Origin of the sequence: Streptomyces sp. WMMC1477 (assembly GCF_027460245.1) — a bacterium.
In the GTDB taxonomy this organism is placed as follows: Bacteria; Actinomycetota; Actinomycetes; order Streptomycetales; family Streptomycetaceae; genus Streptomyces.
The window spans coordinates 502,538-519,608 of record NZ_JAPZBD010000003.1 but is presented as its reverse complement, the minus strand read 5'-3'; the positions used below and the strand labels follow the sequence as shown (position 1 = coordinate 519,608).

Genomic DNA, 17,071 nt, shown 5'->3' with positions numbered 1-17,071 from the left:
GTCAAGCTCCTTCCGTTTCGGTCGGGTCGGTGAGCGCGTCGGTGACGGCCGTGACCCATGGGTCCCGCATGAGCTGGTAGTGGTCGCCGTCCGCCGGGGACACGCGGAGGGATCTGGCGAGCCGCCGCCATCCGTCGATCGCGGCCCGGCGCGCCCGCGGCGCACCGTCCCGGGAGACGACGAGACGAACGGGCCCGGCGAACGAGGACGGCCGGTGGCCGGCGAGGCCGGAGAGCATGTCCTGCCAGAACCCCATGAGCGAGGCGACGAGACCGCCGTCCAGCTCGGCCAGCGCCTCCGGGTCCACGCCGAGGAGTTCCAGCAGCCGCCCGGCGCCGTCCTCCGCCAGCAGGCGCCGCGGCCCCTGCCGCGCCACCTTGGGCCGCAGCCGCTCCAGTCGCTCGGCGTCGGCCCGCGTCTCCCCGCCGTGGTGGGGAGACGCGTCGACGACGACGACGCGCTCGGCGAGGACGCCGAGTTCGGCGAGCCGCACCGCGACCTCGTGGGCGAGCACGCCGCCCGCCGACCAGCCGGCGACCACCGGCCGCCGGCCCCGCAGCCGGGGCGCCAGCTCCCGGGCGTACCGCCGGGCCGTCGCCGTGAAGTCGGCGGACCTGGTGCCGCCCGTCAGATCGCCCTGTACCCCGAGGACGTCGAAGGAGTCCCGCACCCCGGCGACCAGGTCGAGGTAGCAGAAGAGCGTGCCGCCCAGCGGGTGGACCAGGACGAGCGGCCGGGCGCCCGCGCGGCCGCCCATGGCCACGACGCTCCGCTCGCCGCGGGCCGTGGCGAGCAGCGCGCCCCGGGCGGACTCCAGGAACGCGGCTTGGCCCGCCACCGTGGGCGTGCGGTAGAGCTGCCCGAGCGGCACGGGCGTGCCGAAAGCCGCACCCAGCTCGGCGGCCAGCCGGACGGCCAGCAGACTGTGGCCGCCCACCGCGAAGAAGTCGTCGTCCGGCTCCGGCCGCAGGCCCAGCGCGCCCCACACCGCCGCGACCCGCCGTTCCGTCTCGGACCACGCCGATGTGTCAGGAGCCGACTCGACGGCCGGGGCGCCGGCGCCCTCACCGGTGCGCAGTGCCCGCCGGTCGAGCTTCCCGCTGGGCGCCAGCGGGAGGGCGTCCACCGGCACGAAGCGGGCCGGGACGGCCGCCGAGGGCAGCCGGGCCGCCGCGTGCTCCCGCAGCTCCCGGCTCCCCACCGGCCGGCCGCCGGCCGTGACGACGTTCGCCACGAGCCGCTCCCCGTCCGGCGCGCGGCCCACGAGCGCGCCGGTCACCGCCGGGTGCGAGCGCAGCACGGCCTCGACCTCCTCGGGCTCCACCCGCTGGCCCAGCACCTTGATCTGGTGGTCCGCCCGGCCCAGGAACTCCAGGTCGCCCCGCTCGGTCCGGCGCGCCAGGTCGCCCGTCCGGTACAGCCTGGCGCCGGGCGCGCCCCACGGGTCCGGCACGAAGCGCTCGGCCGTCGCCCCGGGCCGCCCCAGATAGCCGCGCCCCACTCCCGGCCCGCCGATGTGGACTTCGCCCACGGAGCCGGGCGGCACCTCGTCGCCGACGTCGTCCAGCAGATGCACGCGGACCCCGCGGCACGGCGTGCCGATGGTCGGCCCCGTGCGGGCGTCCACCGGGGCGACGGTGGCCTCGATCGTCGCCTCGGCCGGACCGTAGGTGTTGAAGGCCCGCAGCCCCGGCCGCGCCGCCAGCCGGCGCCACAGGTCGGGCGGGCACGCCTCGCCGCCGACCGCGAGCAGCCGCGGCGGATGCGGGGCGTCCAGCAGTCCGTGGTCGACCAGCACCTGCGCCTGGGCTGTCGTGATGTCCAGGACGTCCGCCGCGCGCTCCGCGTCGTGCGCCCACGCGACCAGCCGCGCCGGGTCGCGCCGCTCCTCGGGGCCCAGCACGCACAGCGTGTGCCCCTCGAGCAGCAACAGGACCTGGCCGAGGAAGAAGTCGGACACGTAGGCGGAGGTGCCGGTCACGACGCGCAGGGGACGGGCGGGGCTCGGCGCGTCCACGCAGCGCGCCCGCTCCCGCAGCGCGCCCGTCGCGTAGTTCGCCAGGCCGCCGTGCTCGATCAGCGCGCCCTTGGGCCGTCCGGTGGTGCCGGAGGTGAAGATCGCGTAGGCGAGGTCACGGTGCCCGACGACCGGCAGCCCCCCGGCATCGCCCGCCGCCGACGCCTCCGTGGCGGAGGCGAGGTCGAGCACCCGTGGCCCCCGCGGCACCGCGTGCGGCGCCTCCGTGACGACCAGGACGGGCCCGGCGTCGTCCAGGAGCTGCCGCAGCCGCCGCTCAGGCAGGTCCGGGTCCAGGGGGACGAACGCCGCCCCCGCCTTCCACACCGCCCACAGGCTGATCACCACCGGGACGCCGGGCCGCAGCAGCACTCCGACCAGATCGCCCCGGCGCACCCCCTCGGCGCGCAGCCGGTGCGCGAGGGCGTCGGTCCGGGCGTCCAGCTCGGCGAAGGTCAGCCGCCCCGCACCGTGCTCGACGGCGACCGCCTCGGGCGTCCGGGCCACCTGACGGCGCAGCAGTTCCGGCACCGTGGCCCGCTCCTCCCCGGCGCCCCCGTCGGCGTCCTCCTCGCGCCACGCCGCCAGCCGGGCGCGCTCGGCCCCGCTCAGCAGCGAGGTCTCCCGCAGGCCGGCCCCGGCGTCCCTGGCCATCGCCGCCAGCGCCCGCAGGTGGTAGTCCCGCAGCCGCTCGGCCTGCGCGGCCGAGATCTCCCTGCCGTCGTACTCCAGCTCCATGCGCATGCCGCCGAACACCGGCTCGCGGCTGAAGGTGACGCTGCACGGGAAGTCGGTCAGCGCCACGCCCTGGACACCGCTCCCCGGGCCCTCGGTGTCCAGGGCACCGGAGCGGGCGAGGCCGCCGTACTGCGCGAAGTTGTTGTAGGTGAAGCTGACGTCGACCAGCGGACCGCCCCCCAGCTCGCGGCGCAGCGCCGCCATCGGATACCTGCGGTGCGGCAGCAGGTCCCGCTCCGCGCGGAAGACGTCGCGGGCGAGGTCGGCCCAGGTGCCTTCGGGCAGCCGGAGGCGGAAGGGGAGGGTGTTGAGGAACAGGCCGCGGACCTCGGTGCCGTCGGTCTCCTCCAGCCGCCCGTTGGACGTCAGCCCCGTCACCACGTCCGACCGGCCGGTGACCAGCCCCACCACTCGCAGGTGGGCGGCCAGCACCACGCTCTTGAACGGCACGCCCGCGTGCGCCGCGAACTCCTCCAGCGCGTCGACGAGCCGCGCCGGAACCGACGCGTACAGGACGCCGTCACCGTCAGGCTCACCGTCGTCCGCCGCGCGCCGGGGCAGCCGGCCCTCGGGGCGGTCGGCGAGCAGGCTCCGCCAGAAGGCGGCGCTGTCGGCCGAGGCGAGGGCGGCGCGCTCGGCGGCGACGAAGTCCCGGTACGCCGACCGCAGCGGCCGCAGGGCGACGTCCTCCCCGTCCAGGAGCGCGCGGTAGGTCTCCGCGATCTCCGCCAGCGTCGACGCGACACTCCAGCCGTCGAGCATCGCGTGGTGCTCGGTGACGGTCCACTGGAAGGACGCGCCGGACAGCACGTGCACGGTCATCCGCATCAGCGGAGCCGTCTCCAGGACGAAGGGCGTGGCGTGCTCCCGGCGCACCGTCGCCTCCAGCGCCGCACGCTGCGCGTCCGCGCCCTCGCCCCGCACGTCGACCACCGTCAACGGCACCTCGGCCTCGGCGTGGACGAGCTGCAGGGGCTCGCCGTAACCCGTCAGCGACAGCGACGTCCGCAGAGCCGGATGCCGCCGCGCGACCAGCCGTACCGCACGCCGGAACGTCCCCTCGTCGAACCGGCCGGACATCGGCAGGCTCTCCACGTTGTGGTAGGGGTTGCGGTCGGGGTCGCGCTGCATCTCGTAGACCATGCCGACCTGCAGTTCCGCCATCGGGTAGGCGTCGACGACCCCGTCGGGCAGCCGGTCCCGGTCCGCGGCGGAGACCATCGCGAACGGCTCCCGCGGGGGCGGCCACCCCGTGTCCGCCGGCGGCTCGTCCTCCTCGGCGACCTCGGCCAGCCCTGCCACGGTCGGGGCCGCGAACAACTCCGGCAGCCCGAAGCGGAGCCCGGCGTCCCGGGCGTGGCCGAGGATCTGGATGCTGCGGATGGAGTCGCCGCCGAGGTGGAAGAAGTCGTCGTGGCGGCCCACGCGCTCGACGCCGAGGACCTTGGCCCAGATGTGGGCGAGGACCTCTTCCCGGCCGGGCAGGGGTGGCTCGAACCCGGCGCCGAGGTCGGGGCGTTCGCCGGTGGGGGCGGGCAGGGCCCGGTGGTCCAGCTTGCCCTGCGGGGTGAGGGGGAGCGCGTCCAGCGTGACGAAGTGGTGCGGGATCATGTACGGCGGCAGGGCACGCCCCAGAGCCTCGCGAAGCTCGGCGGTGGTGGGCGGCGCGCCGTCGGGGACGAGGTAGGCGACGAGCGCGGTCGTGTCGTCGTGGTCGTCCCGGGCTGTGACGACGGCCTGCCTGACGCCGGGCTGTCGACTGAGCTGGGCGTCGATCTCGGCGGTCTCGATGCGGTGGCCCCGGATCTTGACCTGGGAATCGGCCCGGCCCAGGTATTCCAGCGTGCCGTCGGACCGCCAGCGGGCGAGGTCGCCGGTGCGGTAGAGCCGGGTGCCGGGCCGCGTGGTCGTGAGGTGGTCGGGGACGAAGCGTTCGGCGGTGAGTGCGGGGCGTCCGGTGTAGCCGCGGGTCACGCCGGGGCCGCCGACGTGGAGTTCGCCGGTGACGCCGACGGGGGTGGGCTGTCCGTGCGCGTCCAGAACGTGGGTGGAGAGATCGGGCAGCGGACGCCCGACGTTGCTGTGCTCGGCGCCGAGCTGCCGGGGATCGATGTTCTGGGTGGTGACGTGCACGGTGGTTTCGGTGATGCCGTACATGTTGATGAGGGTGGGGTGGGTGTGGCCGTGGCGTTGGGTCCAGCGTCGGGTGGAGGGGAGGTCGAGGGCTTCGCCGCCGAAGATGATGGCGCGGAGGTGGTGGTGTCCGCCGTGTTGGGCGTCGGTGGCTTCGTATTGGCGGAAGGCGGTGGGGGTTTGGCTGAGGATGGTGACGTTGTGGTGGTGGGTGAGGGTGTGGAAGGCGTGGGTGTCGCGGGTGGTGTGGTGGGGGACGACGATGAGGTGTGCGCCGGTGGTGAGGGCGCCCCAGATTTCCCAGACGGAGAAGTCGAAGGCGTAGCTGTGGAAGAGGGTCCACACGTCTTCGGGGCCGAAGGGGAATCGTTGCTGGACGGCGGTGAGGAGTCGGGTGACGTTGGCGTGGGTGACGGTGGTGCCCTTGGGGTGTCCGGTGGAGCCGGAGGTGAAGATGACGTAGCAGGCGTTCTCGGGGCTGACGCTGTGGGGTGGGGTGATGGTGTCGAGGCCGAGGGGCTGGGCGAACTCGGGTTCGCTGATGTCGATGACGTCCCAGGGGCCTTCGGGTGCGGTGTCGCGGGTGGGGGCGTGGACGAGGAGGAGGGGGGTGTGGGTTTCGGTGAGCATGTGGTGCATGCGGTCGGTGGGGAAGGCGGTGTCCAGGGGGACGTAGGCGCCGCCGGCGAGCATGATGCCGAGGGTGGTGGTGACGGTGTCCAGGGAGCGTTCGACGCAGACGCCGACGCAGGTCTCGGGTCCGACTCCGTGGCGGGTGAGGGTTTGGGCGATGCGTGCGGCGCGGCCCACGAGTTCGGCGTAGGTGAGGGATGCGTTTTCGTGGGTGACGGCGGTGGCGTGGGGGGTTTGGCGGGCTCGTTGGAGGACGAGTTCGTGGAGGGTGGTGACGGGGAGGTCCTGGCCGTCTCCGGACCAGTGGTGGACGAGTCGGCGTTCGGTGGGGCTGAGGAGGTTGTCGTGGCCGTAGTGGGCGGTGGGGTCGGCGACCATGGCCTCCAGGGCCCGCACGTAGGAGTCCCGCAACAACGCCACCTGCCCGGAGGACAGCAGCCGGTCGTCGTATTCCAGCTCCAGGAGCAGGCCGTCGTGCCAGGACTCCCGGCTGACGGCGACGAGCAGCGGGAAGTGGGTCCGGCCGGCCCCGGCGATGGGCTCGCTCTCGGCTGAGCCGTCGACGCCGGTGGCCAGGTCGTCGAGCTGGCGGAAGTGGTGGTAGACGAAGCCCGTCTCGAAGAGGGGCTCTCCGCCGAGCGTGCGCTGCAGGGCGCCGAGGGGGTACCTGCGGTGGGGCAGCATCTCCTGCTCGGCGTCGAACACGGCCCGCACCAGCTCCTCCCAGCTGCCCTCCGGCAGCCGCAGCCGGAACGGCAGCGTGTTGAGGAACAGACCCCGCACCTCGGTGCCGTCGGTCTCCTCCAGCCGTCCGTTGGACGACAGCCCGGTGACGACGTCCACGTCGCCGGTGGCGACGCTCAGCATCCGCAGGTGGGCGGCCAGCAGGACGGACTTCAGCGGTACGCCGCCGTGCCGGGCCAGCGCCTCCAGCCGCTCGCCGAGTTCCCGGGGGAGGGCCGTGCTGAGCGACCCGGCGGACGTGTCGTCCCCGGTGGCGGGCAGGTGGTCGACGGGGAGCACGGGAGCGCGGCCGTCGGGCCGTTCGGCGAGCAGGTCCCGCCAGAAGGCGGAGCTGTCGGCGGAGGCCAGGGCCGCACGCTCGGCGGCCACGAAACCCCGGAAGGAGGAGCGGACGGGGGCCGGTTCAGGCGTCTGCCCCGCCAGGAGAGCCCGGTAGTGGCCGGCGATCTCGGTGAGGGTGGCGGCGAGGCTCCAGCCGTCGAGGATGGCGTGGTGGTTCGTGACGGTCCACTGGAAGGCGTCGTCCGCCAGGACGTGGACGGTCATGCGCCACAGCGGTGCCTGACCGGGGGCGAAGGGCGCGGCCTGCTCGGCGCGGACGAAGTGCTCCACCGCCGCCCGCCGCTCCTCGGCGCCCGAGGCCCGCAGGTCGACCACGGTCAGCGGCTGCTCGACGCGCGTGTGGACGAGCTGGAGGGGCTCGCTGTACCCGCTCGGGTCGAAGGAGGTGCGCAGGACGGCGTGGCGGGCGGTGGCCAGGGCCAGGGCCTCGCGGAAGGCCGCTTCCCGGAAGGGCTCCTCGTGCCGGAGCGTCGTCACGTTGTGGTACGGGTTGCGCTCGGGGTCCCGCTCCATCTCGTAGACCATGCCGAGCTGGAGCTCCGCCATCGGGTAGGCGTCGTCGGTGCCGTGCGGCAGCCGGGCCCGGTCCTCGGCGGACAGCACGGAGAACGGCTCGGTGGCCGGGAGTGCCGCCGGCCGCTCGCCGTCCGCGCCCGCCACTCGCGCCAGCCGGGCCAGCCGGGCCGGTGTGGGGGCGCGGAACAACTCCGGCAGACCGAACCGCAGGCCCGCCTCCCGCGCCCGGCCGACGGCCTGGATGCTGCGAATGGAGTCGCCGCCGAGCTCGAAGAAGTCGTCGTCGCGGCCGATCCGCTCCACGCCGAGCACCTGCGACCAGATATCGGCGAGCAGCGTCTCCGCCCCCGGCAGCGGGGCCGCGTACTCCGCGGACAGCTCGGGGCGCTCCCCGGTGGGCGCGGGCAGCCTGCGCCGGTCGATCTTGCCCTGCGGGGTCAGCGGCAGCTCGTCCAGGAAGAGGAACATGCGCGGAACCATGTAGTCCGGCAGCCGCTCGCGCAGCGCGGCACGCAGTTCACCGGCCGCGGGCGCCGGGGTCTCGCACACGACGTAGGCGACGAGGTCGGCGACGCCCGCCGCGTCCGTCACGGCCGTCACCACGCACTGCCGGACCTGCGGCTGTGCCCCGAGCGCCGCGCCCACCTCCCCGGGCTCGACCCGGTAGCCGCGGATCTTCACCATGTGGTCCACCCGGCCGAGGAACTCCACCCGGCCGTCGGCCGACCACCGTCCCCGGTCGCCCGTCCGGTACAGCCGGACGCCGGGACGGTGGGGGTGCGGCGTGAAGCGTTCGGCGGTGAGCTCCGGGTTGCCGAGATAGCCGCGGGCCAGGCAGGGGCCCGCGACGCACAGCTCTCCGGGGGAGCCGACGGGAACGGGCCGGCCCGCCTCGTCCAGCACCCACACCTCGGTGTTGGCCAGTGGGGTGCCCAGCGGCAGCGGGCCGTCGGGCAGGTTCCGGGCGGTGAAGGATCCGCAGACGGAGAAGGTCGTCGTCTCCGTCGGCCCCCAGCAGTTGACCACCTCCAGCCCTGGGTGGAGCGCGAGCGCGCGTGCCGTGTGCTCCGGTGACACCGTCTCGCTGCCCGTCAGCAGCCGCCGCAGACCGCCCAGGGCCGCCGGCTCCTGGTCGACCAGCAGGGCGAACAGCGAGGCCGTCGCGTGCAGGACCGTCACCCCGTGTTCGGTGACCCAGCCGGCGACGTCCTCCGGCGTGTACGGCCCGGCGGGTGCGAGGACCAGTCGCGCTCCCGCCGCCAGCGGCGCCCAGATCTCGTAGGTGGAGACGTCGAAGGCGACGGTGGCGATCTGCAGCAGCGTGTCGTCCTGGCTCAGTTCCATCGTGGAACCGCCGTGCAGCAGTTCGGCCACGTTGCGGTGGCGCGTCACCACGCCCTTGGGCCGCCCGGTGGAGCCGGAGGTGAAGATGACGTAGCACGCGTGGTCCGGTCCGGCGCCGGGGAGCGCCGGTGCCTCGGCGCCGTGGTCCTCGTCGCCTTCCGCGGCGAGGACCTCCACGTCCACGGTCCGCCAGGGGCCGTCGGGCACCCGCTCCGCGGTCTCCGCGCTCGCCAGCACCACGTCCGCCCGGGCCTGGCCCAGCATGTCGGCGGCCCGGGAGGCGGGGAAGGCCGGGTCGAGGGGGACGTAGGCACCGCCGGCCTTGAGCACGGCCAGCAGGGCGACGACCAGCTCCGGCGACCGGTCCAGGCAGACGCCGACGAACCGCTCGGGGCCGACCCCGAGCCGGCGCAGCCGTCCCGCCATGCGTTCGGCGCCGGCGGCCAGTTCGGCGTAGGTGAGGCTCCGTTCCCCGGCCACGACGGCGATCCGTCCGGGCGTCCGCGCGGCGCGCTCCTCGACGAGGGCGTGAACGGTCGTCGTCGGCGTCGGGGCGGCGGTGTCGTTCCAGGCGGCGAGGAGCGCCCGTTCGGTCTCGCCCAGCAGCTCGCCGTGGTGGTGGGCCGCTTCGGGGTCCTCGGCGATGGCCCGCAGGGCCCGCAGGTGGTAGTCGCGCAGGAGCCGCATCTGCTCGGCGGCGAAGGACCGCGCGTCGTACTCCAGCTCCAGGCGCATGCCCTCCTGGCCCGGCTCCCGGCTGACGGCGACGTGCACGGGGAAACTCGTCCGGGCGACCCCCGTGCTCCCCTCCGCGTGCGGGCCCGACAACGCCGCGGCGCCGGACTCCGTCATCGCGTCGACCTGGCGGAAGTGGTTGTAGACGAAGCCCGTCTCGAACAGCGGCGCACCGCCGGACTCCCGCTGGATCGCGGCCATCGGGTACCTGCGGTGGGGCAGTACGGCCTGTTCGCAGCGGAAGACGTCGCGGGCGAGGTCGGCCCAGGTGCCTTCGGGCAGCCGGAGTCGGAAGGGGAGGGTGTTGAGGAACAGGCCGCGGACCTCGGTGCCGTCGGTCTCCTCCAGCCGTCCGTTGGACGACAGTCCCGTCACCACGTCCGGCGTGCCCGTGACCAGGCTCAGCGCCCGCAGGTGGGCGGCCAGCACCACGCTCTTGAACGGCACGCCGATCCGGGCCGCGCTCTCCTCCAGCGCGTCGAGCAGCTCCTGCGGCAGCACCGTCACGAGGGCGCCGTAGCCGCTGTCGCCGTCGTGCTCTGACCTCTCGTCGGCGACGCGCTCACCGGTGGGGAGGTGCGGGCGGTCCGCGGGCCAGCGCGGCAGCCGGCCCTCGGGATGGTCGGCGAGCAGGCTCCGCCAGAAGGCGGCGCTGTCGGCCGAGGCGAGGGCGGCGCGCTCGGCGGCGACGAAGTCCCGGTACGCCGACCGCAGCGGCCGCGGGACGGCGTCGTCCCCGTCCAGCAGCGCGCGGTACACCTCCGTGACCTCGGTGAGGGTGGCGGCGAGGCTCCAGCCGTCGAGGATGGCGTGGTGGTCCGTCACCGTCCACTGGAAGGCGTCGTCCGCCAGCAGGTGCACGGCCATCCGCCACAGCGGAGCCGCGGCCGGGTCGAACGCGGTGGCCCGCTCCCGCTCCACGTGACCGGCGAGAGCGGCACGCCGCGCGGCCTCGTCGAGGGACCGCACGTCCACCACGTCAAGCCGGGGCTCCGCCACGGCGTGCACGAGCTGCATCGGCTCGCTCAGCCCGCTCAGGTCGAACGACGTGCGCAGCACGGCGTGGCGCTCCGCCACGCGGGCCAGGGCCGCACGGAACGCGGCCTCGTCGAAACGGCCGGGGACGCGGAGGGAGGTGATGTTGACGTAGGGGTTGCGGTCGGGGTCGCGCTGCATCTCGTAGACCATGCCGACCTGGAGTTCCGCCATCGGGTAGGCGTCGACGACCCCGTCCGGCAGCCGGTCCCGGTCCTTGGCCGAGAGCAGGGCGAAGGGTTCCGGGACGGTGCCGTCTTCGGCCTCCGCCGCCGCGTCGGCCCGGGCCACGGTGGCCAGTTCGGCGAGCGTCGAGTGCTGGAAGAGGTCCTGGAGGTGGAAGCCGATGCCGGCGTCCCGGGCGTGGCCGAGGATCTGGATGCTGCGGATGGAGTCGCCGCCGAGGTGGAAGAAGTCGTCGTGGCGGCCCACGCGCTCGACGCCGAGGACCTTGGCCCAGATGTGGGCGAGGACCTCTTCCCGGCCGGGCAGGGGTGGCTCGAACCCGGCGCCGAGGTCGGGGCGTTCGCCGGTGGGGGCGGGCAGGGCCCGGCGGTCCAGCTTGCCCTGCGGGGTGAGGGGGAGCGCGTCCAGCGTGACGAAGTGGTGCGGGATCATGTACGGCGGCAGGACGCCGGCCAGGCTCTCGCGCAGCTCGGTGGCGTCGGGCGCGTCGGCCTCGGGAACGAGGTAGGCGACGAGTTCGACGGCGCCGCCGTGGTCCCCGCGGGCGAGCGCGACGGCCTGGCGTATGCCGGGCAACTGGCTGAGCCGCGCTTCCACCTCGCCGAGTTCGATGCGGAAGCCGCGGATCTTGACCTGGGAGTCGGCCCGGCCCAGGTACTCCAGCCTGCCGTCCGCGCGTCGGCGGGCGAGGTCGCCGGTGCGGTAGAGCCGGGTGCCGGGCCGCGTGGTCGTGAGGTGGTCGGGGACGAAGCGTTCGGCGGTGAGTGCGGGGCGTCCGGTGTAGCCGCGGGTCACGCCGGGGCCGCCGACGTGGAGTTCGCCGGTGACGCCGACGGGGGTGGGCTGTCCGTGCGCGTCCAGAACGTGGAGCCGCAGGTCTGGCAGAGGATCACCGATGAGGCTGAACGCGCCGTCGAGGTGGCCCTCGGTGACCTCGGTGGACGTCACGTGCACGGTGGTTTCGGTGATGCCGTACATGTTGATGAGGGTGGGGTGGGTGTGGCCGTGGCGTTGGGTCCAGCGTCGGGTGGAGGGGAGGTCGAGGGCTTCGCCGCCGAAGATGATGGCGCGGAGGTGGTGGTGTCCGCCGTGTTGGGCGTCGGTGGCTTCGTATTGGCGGAAGGCGGTGGGGGTTTGGCTGAGGATGGTGACGTTGTGGTGGTGGGTGAGGGTGTGGAAGGCGTGGGTGTCGCGGGTGGTGTGGTGGGGGACGACGATGAGGTGTGCGCCGGTGGTGAGGGCGCCCCAGATTTCCCAGACGGAGAAGTCGAAGGCGTAGCTGTGGAAGAGGGTCCACACGTCTTCGGGGCCGAAGGGGAATCGTTGCTGGACGGCGGTGAGGAGTCGGGTGACGTTGGCGTGGGTGACGGTGGTGCCCTTGGGGTGTCCGGTGGAGCCGGAGGTGAAGATGACGTAGCAGGCGTTCTCGGGGCTGACGCTGTGGGGTGGGGTGATGGTGTCGAGGCCGAGGGGCTGGGCGAACTCGGGTTCGCTGATGTCGATGACGTCCCAGGGGCCTTCGGGTGCGGTGTCGCGGGTGGGGGCGTGGACGAGGAGGAGGGGGGTGTGGGTTTCGGTGAGCATGTGGTGCATGCGGTCGGTGGGGAAGGCGGTGTCCAGGGGGACGTAGGCGCCGCCGGCGAGCATGATGCCGAGGGTGGTGGTGACGGTGTCCAGGGAGCGTTCGACGCAGACGCCGACGCAGGTCTCGGGTCCGACTCCGTGGCGGGTGAGGGTTTGGGCGATGCGTGCGGCGCGGCCCACGAGTTCGGCGTAGGTGAGGGATGCGTTTTCGTGGGTGACGGCGGTGGCGTGGGGGGTTTGGCGGGCTCGTTGGAGGACGAGTTCGTGGAGGGTGGTGACGGGGAGGTCCTGGCCGTCTCCGGACCAGTGGTGGACGAGTCGGCGTTCGGTGGGGCTGAGGAGGTTGTCGTGGCCGTAGTGGGCGGTGGGGTCGGCGACCATGGCCTCCAGGGCCCGCACGTAGTAGTCCCGCAACAACGCCACCTGGTCCTCGACCAGGACCCCGAGGTGGTAGTCGAGGCTCAGCAGGAGGCGCGTCGAGTAGGGGTTGCGGATGACGCCCACGCTCAGGGGGAAGTTGGTCGGCTCGGCCCGCAGCGTGCTGAAGCTGTCGATCTTGCCGTCGACGATCTCCAGGCGCCCGCTGCCGAACTCGTCGGTCAGCACATGGAAGTGGTTGTAGACGAAACTCGTCTCGAAGAGGGGCTCTCCGCCGAGCGTACGCTGCAGGGCGCCGAGGGGGTACCTGCGGTGGGGCAGCATCTCCTGCTCGGCGTCGAACACGGCCCGCACCAGCTCCTCCCAGCTGCCCTCCGGCAGCCGCAGCCGGAACGGCAGCGTGTTGAGGAACAGACCCCGCACCTCGGTGGCACCGGTCTCCTCCAGCCGCCCGTTGGACGACAGCCCGGCGATGACGTCGACGTCGCCGGTGACGAGGCTCATCACCCGCAGGTGGGCGGCCAGGAGCACCGACTTCAGCGGCACGCCGCAGCGCAGCGCGAGGTCCAGCAGGGCGTCGCAGAGGCGGGCCGGGAGCCGCGTCTCGATCGCGCCGTGCATCTCCGCCTCGTGGACGACGCGCCACTCGTCCTCCCGCTCGGGGACGGAGAGCCGCTCGTCGACCTCGGTCGACCAGCGGGGGAGCTGGCTGTCCGGGCGGTCCGCGACCCGGTCCAGCCAGAACCCCTCGCTCTCCGCCGAGCGCAGGACCGCGCGCTCGGCGGCGATGAAGTCGCGGTAGGCGGACTCGGGAGGAGCGAGGGCCTCGGGCTCCTCGCCGGCCACCAGCTGCTGGTAGAGCCCGGTGATCTCGGCCAGCGTGGAGTGCAGGCTCCAGCCGTCGAAGATGGCGTGGTGCTCGGTCACCGTCCACTGGAAGGCGTCCTCGCTCAGCCGGTGGATGCCGAACCGCAGCAGTGGCGGGCGGGAGTGGTCGAAGCCGTTGGCGCGCTCGGCGGCGACGTACGCGGCGATCGCGGCCTCCTGGCCCGCGGAATCGAGGTCCCGCACGTCGGCGACGCGGCACGGCATCTCGGCGGCCCGGTGCACGAGCTGGATGGGCTCGCTGTATCCGCTGAGTTCGAGTGAGGTCCGCAGGATGGCGTGCCGGGCGACGACCATCTCCAGGGCCCGTCTGAAGGCGTCCTCGTCGAACCGGCCGCTGATCCGCATGCTGTCGACGTTGTGGTAGGGCCGCCGCTCGGGGTCCAGCTCCATCTCGTAGACCATGCCGACCTGGAGTTCCGCCATCGGGTAGGCGTCGACGACCCCGTCGGGCAGCCGGTCCCGGTCCGCGGCGGAGATCATGGAGAACGGCTCCCGGTTCTGGGACGCGCCCTCGCCGTCCGTGATCTGCGCGACCTCGGCCAGCCCGGCCAGGGTCGGGGTGCGGAAGAGGTCCTGCAGCTGGAAGCCGATGCCCTGGTTGCGGGCCTGCCCCAGCACCTGGATGCTGCGGATGGAGTCGCCGCCGAGGTGGAAGAAGTTGTCGTGGCGGCCGACGCGGTCGACGCCGAGGACCTGGCCCCAGATGCGGGCGAGGACCTCTTCCCGGCCGGGCAGGGGTGGCTCGAACCCGGCGCCGAGGTCGGGGCGTTCGCCGGTGGGGGCGGGCAGGGCCCGGCGGTCCAGCTTGCCCTGCGGAGTGAGCGGCAGCGCGTCGAGGAAGACGAAGTTGCGCGGCACCATGTAGGGCGGCAGACCGGCGCTGAGCGCTTCGCGCAGCTCGCCGGCGGAGGGCGGGCTGGTGTCGGGGACGAGGTAGGCGACGAGATCGGCCTGTCCGCCGAGGTCGTCCCTCACCACGGCGACGGCCTGGCGGATGCCGGGCTGCCGGCTGAGCTGGGCCTCGACCTCGCCGAGTTCGATGCGGAAGCCGCGGATCTTGACCTGGGAGTCGGCCCGGCCCAGGTACTCCAGCCTGCCGTCGGCCCGCCAGCGGGCGAGGTCGCCGCTGCGGTAGAGGCGGGCGCCGGGCCGGTCGCCGAGGTGGTCGGGGACGAAGCGCTGGGCGGTCAGCTCGGGGCGTCCGGTGTAGCAGCGGGTCACACCGGGGCCGCCGACGTACAGTTCGCCGGTGACGCCGACGGGCGCGGGCTCCCCGTGGGCGTCGAGCACGTGGAGTCGCAGGTCGGGCAGGGCCCGTCCGATCAGGCTGAACACGCCGTCGAGGTGCTCCTCGGTCACCTCCGTGTAGGTGACGTGCACGGTGGTCTCGGTGATGCCGTACAGGTTGACGAGCAGAGGCTCGGCGTATCCGCGGCGGCTTCCCCAGCGGCGCACGGAGGGGCGGTCGAGCGCCTCCCCGGCGAACAGGACGGCGCGCAGCCGCAGCGCGTCGCCCCGCTCGGCGTCCACGGCCTCGAACTGGCGGAACGCCGAGGGGGTCTGGCTCAGCATGGTCACGCCGGTGTCCCGGACGAGGGTGTAGAAGGCGTCGGTGTCCCGGCTGACGAGGTACGGCACGACGACGAGCCGTCCACCGGTGGTGAGGGCGCCCCACATCTCCATCACGGACACGTCGAACGCGAAGCTGTGGAAGAGGGACCACGCGTCCTCGGGGCCGAAGGCCAGGCGCTCCCGGACGGCTGCGAAGAGCCGGGTGACGTTGGCGTGGGTGACGGTGGTGCCCTTGGGGCGCCCGGTGGAGCCGGAGGTGAAGATGACGTAGCAGGCGTGCTCGGGCCCCACGTCCCCGGGCGGGGGGACGGCGTCGAGGCCGAGGGGCTCGGCGAAGTCGGGTTCGCTGACGTCGACGACGGCCCAGGGCCCCTCGGGCACCATGTCCCGGGTGGGCCCGTGGACGAGGAGGACCGGGGCGTGGGCCTCGGTGAGCATGTGGCCCATGCGGTCGGTGGGGAAGGCGGTGTCCAGGGGGACGTAGACGCCGCCGGCGAGCATGACGCCCAGCGTCGTCGTGACCGTCTCCAGCGAGCGTTCGACGCACACGCCCACGCACGTCTCGGGCCCGACCCCCCGGGCGGTGAGGACCTCCGCGACGCGCGCGGCCCGGCCCACCAGCTCGGCGTAGGTCAGGGTCTCCTCCCCGCAGACGACCGCCACGGCCTCTGGCGTCTCGACCGCCCGACGCAGGACGAGCTCGTGGATCGTCGCCACCGGCAGGTCCCGGCCGTCACCCGCCCACTCCCGCACCAGCCCCCGCTCGGCGGGAGTGGCCAGCTCCAGGCGGCTGACCGGCTCGTCCGGCGCGGCGGTCACCTGGCCGAGCAGCACCCGCCAGTGGTCGACGAGGGTCTGGACGGTGTCGGCGTCGAACAGGTCCGTCGCGTACTCCACCTGGAGCAGCAGGCTGCCGGAGCGGCGGTACAGGGTCCACGTGAGGTCGAACTTGGCGGTGTCCGTGGGCACCATGTGCCGCTCGACGGTGAGCCCGTCGCCGGGGGCGCCGAAAGCGGTGTCGTGCTCCTCCTCGTGGAAGGCGAACAGCGTCTGCACCACGGGGTTGTGGCTCAGCGACCGCTCCGGATGCAGATGGCTGACGGCGAGGTCGAAGGGCGCCCGGCCGCGGCCCATGGCGTCCAGCAGCGAGGTGCGCGAGCGGGCCACGAGCTCCCGGAAGGACGGGTCGTCCGCGACGTCGACGCGGAGCACGAGCGTGTCCACGAAGAAGCCGACGAGCTCGTGCAGCCTGGCGTTGTCGCGGCCGGCCACCGGGGAGCCGACGACGACGTCCCCCGCACCCGAGTGCCGTGCGGCGAGGGTCTGGAAGGCGGCGAGCAGCACCGTGTAGAGGCTCACGTTCTCCCCGGCGGCGAAGTCCTCCAGCGCCGTGAGGGAGACGCCGTCCAGCGGGAAGTCGACGGTCCTGCCGCGGTAGGTCTGCTCGGCGGGGCGGGGCCGGTCGATGCCCAGGTCGAGGACGGCGGGGGCGCCCTCCAGCGCCTCGGTCCAGCGGGCCAGGGCCGCCTCCACGCGCGGGTCGTCCAGCATCTCGGACTGCCACAGCGCGTAGTCGGCGTACTGGACGGGCGGCGGCTCGCCGCCCGGTCCGTCCGCGCGGTAGGCCTCGTCGAGCTGCCGCTGGAACAGGTTGAGGGACCAGCCGTCACAGGCGATGTGGTGGAACGTGAGGTGCAGCCAGTGCTCGTCCTCGGCCAGCCGGTACAGCGTCATGCGCAGCATCGGGTCCTTGGCCAGGTCGAACGGGAGCCGCGCGTCGGCCTCGACGGCCGTCGTGGCGCGTTCCCTGGCCGCGGCGGGGTCCAGGCCGCTCAGCTCCACCAGGGGGCAGTGCGGTTCGCGCACGTCGAGCAGGTGCTGCTGCGGCTCCCCGTCCGCGTCCTCCTCGAACACCGTGTACAGGGCCTCGTGCCGGGCGGCGACGGACGTCACGGCCCGCACGAGCCGGCCGGCGTCCAGCCTGCCGGTGAAGCGCAGGGTCAACGGCACGTTGTAGACGGCGTTCTCGCCGAGCCAGCGGTCCAGGAACCACAGCCGTCGCTGCCCGAAGGAGAGGGGCCCGCGCTCGGCGGGGCGTGCCCGCAGCCTCCGGCGCGTGGTGGGCGCCGCCGCCGGGCCCGTGGTGCCGTGTCCTGCTGTCGTGCGGTTGCCGTCCATGCTGACGCCCTTCTCACCCGTCCCGTGCGGTCTGCGGGAAATCGCCGA

At 73.9% G+C, this 17,071-nt stretch carries 1 protein-coding gene; it reads right to left on the bottom strand.

From position 1 onward, the window contains the following. Nucleotide 1: 1 nt before the first annotated feature. Nucleotides 2-17,023: a non-ribosomal peptide synthetase gene (locus O7609_RS02735; RefSeq protein ID WP_269743021.1), complete on the bottom strand. Its 17,022-nt coding sequence runs from the start codon at nt 17,021-17,023 to the stop codon at nt 2-4. Nucleotides 17,024-17,071: the final 48 nt, after the last annotated feature.

Excerpts from the sequence above, each read along its gene's own strand:
- O7609_RS02735 (WP_269743021.1), bottom strand. The coding sequence starts at position 17,023 with ATGGACGGCAACCGCACGACAGCAGGACACGGCACCACGGGCCCGGCG.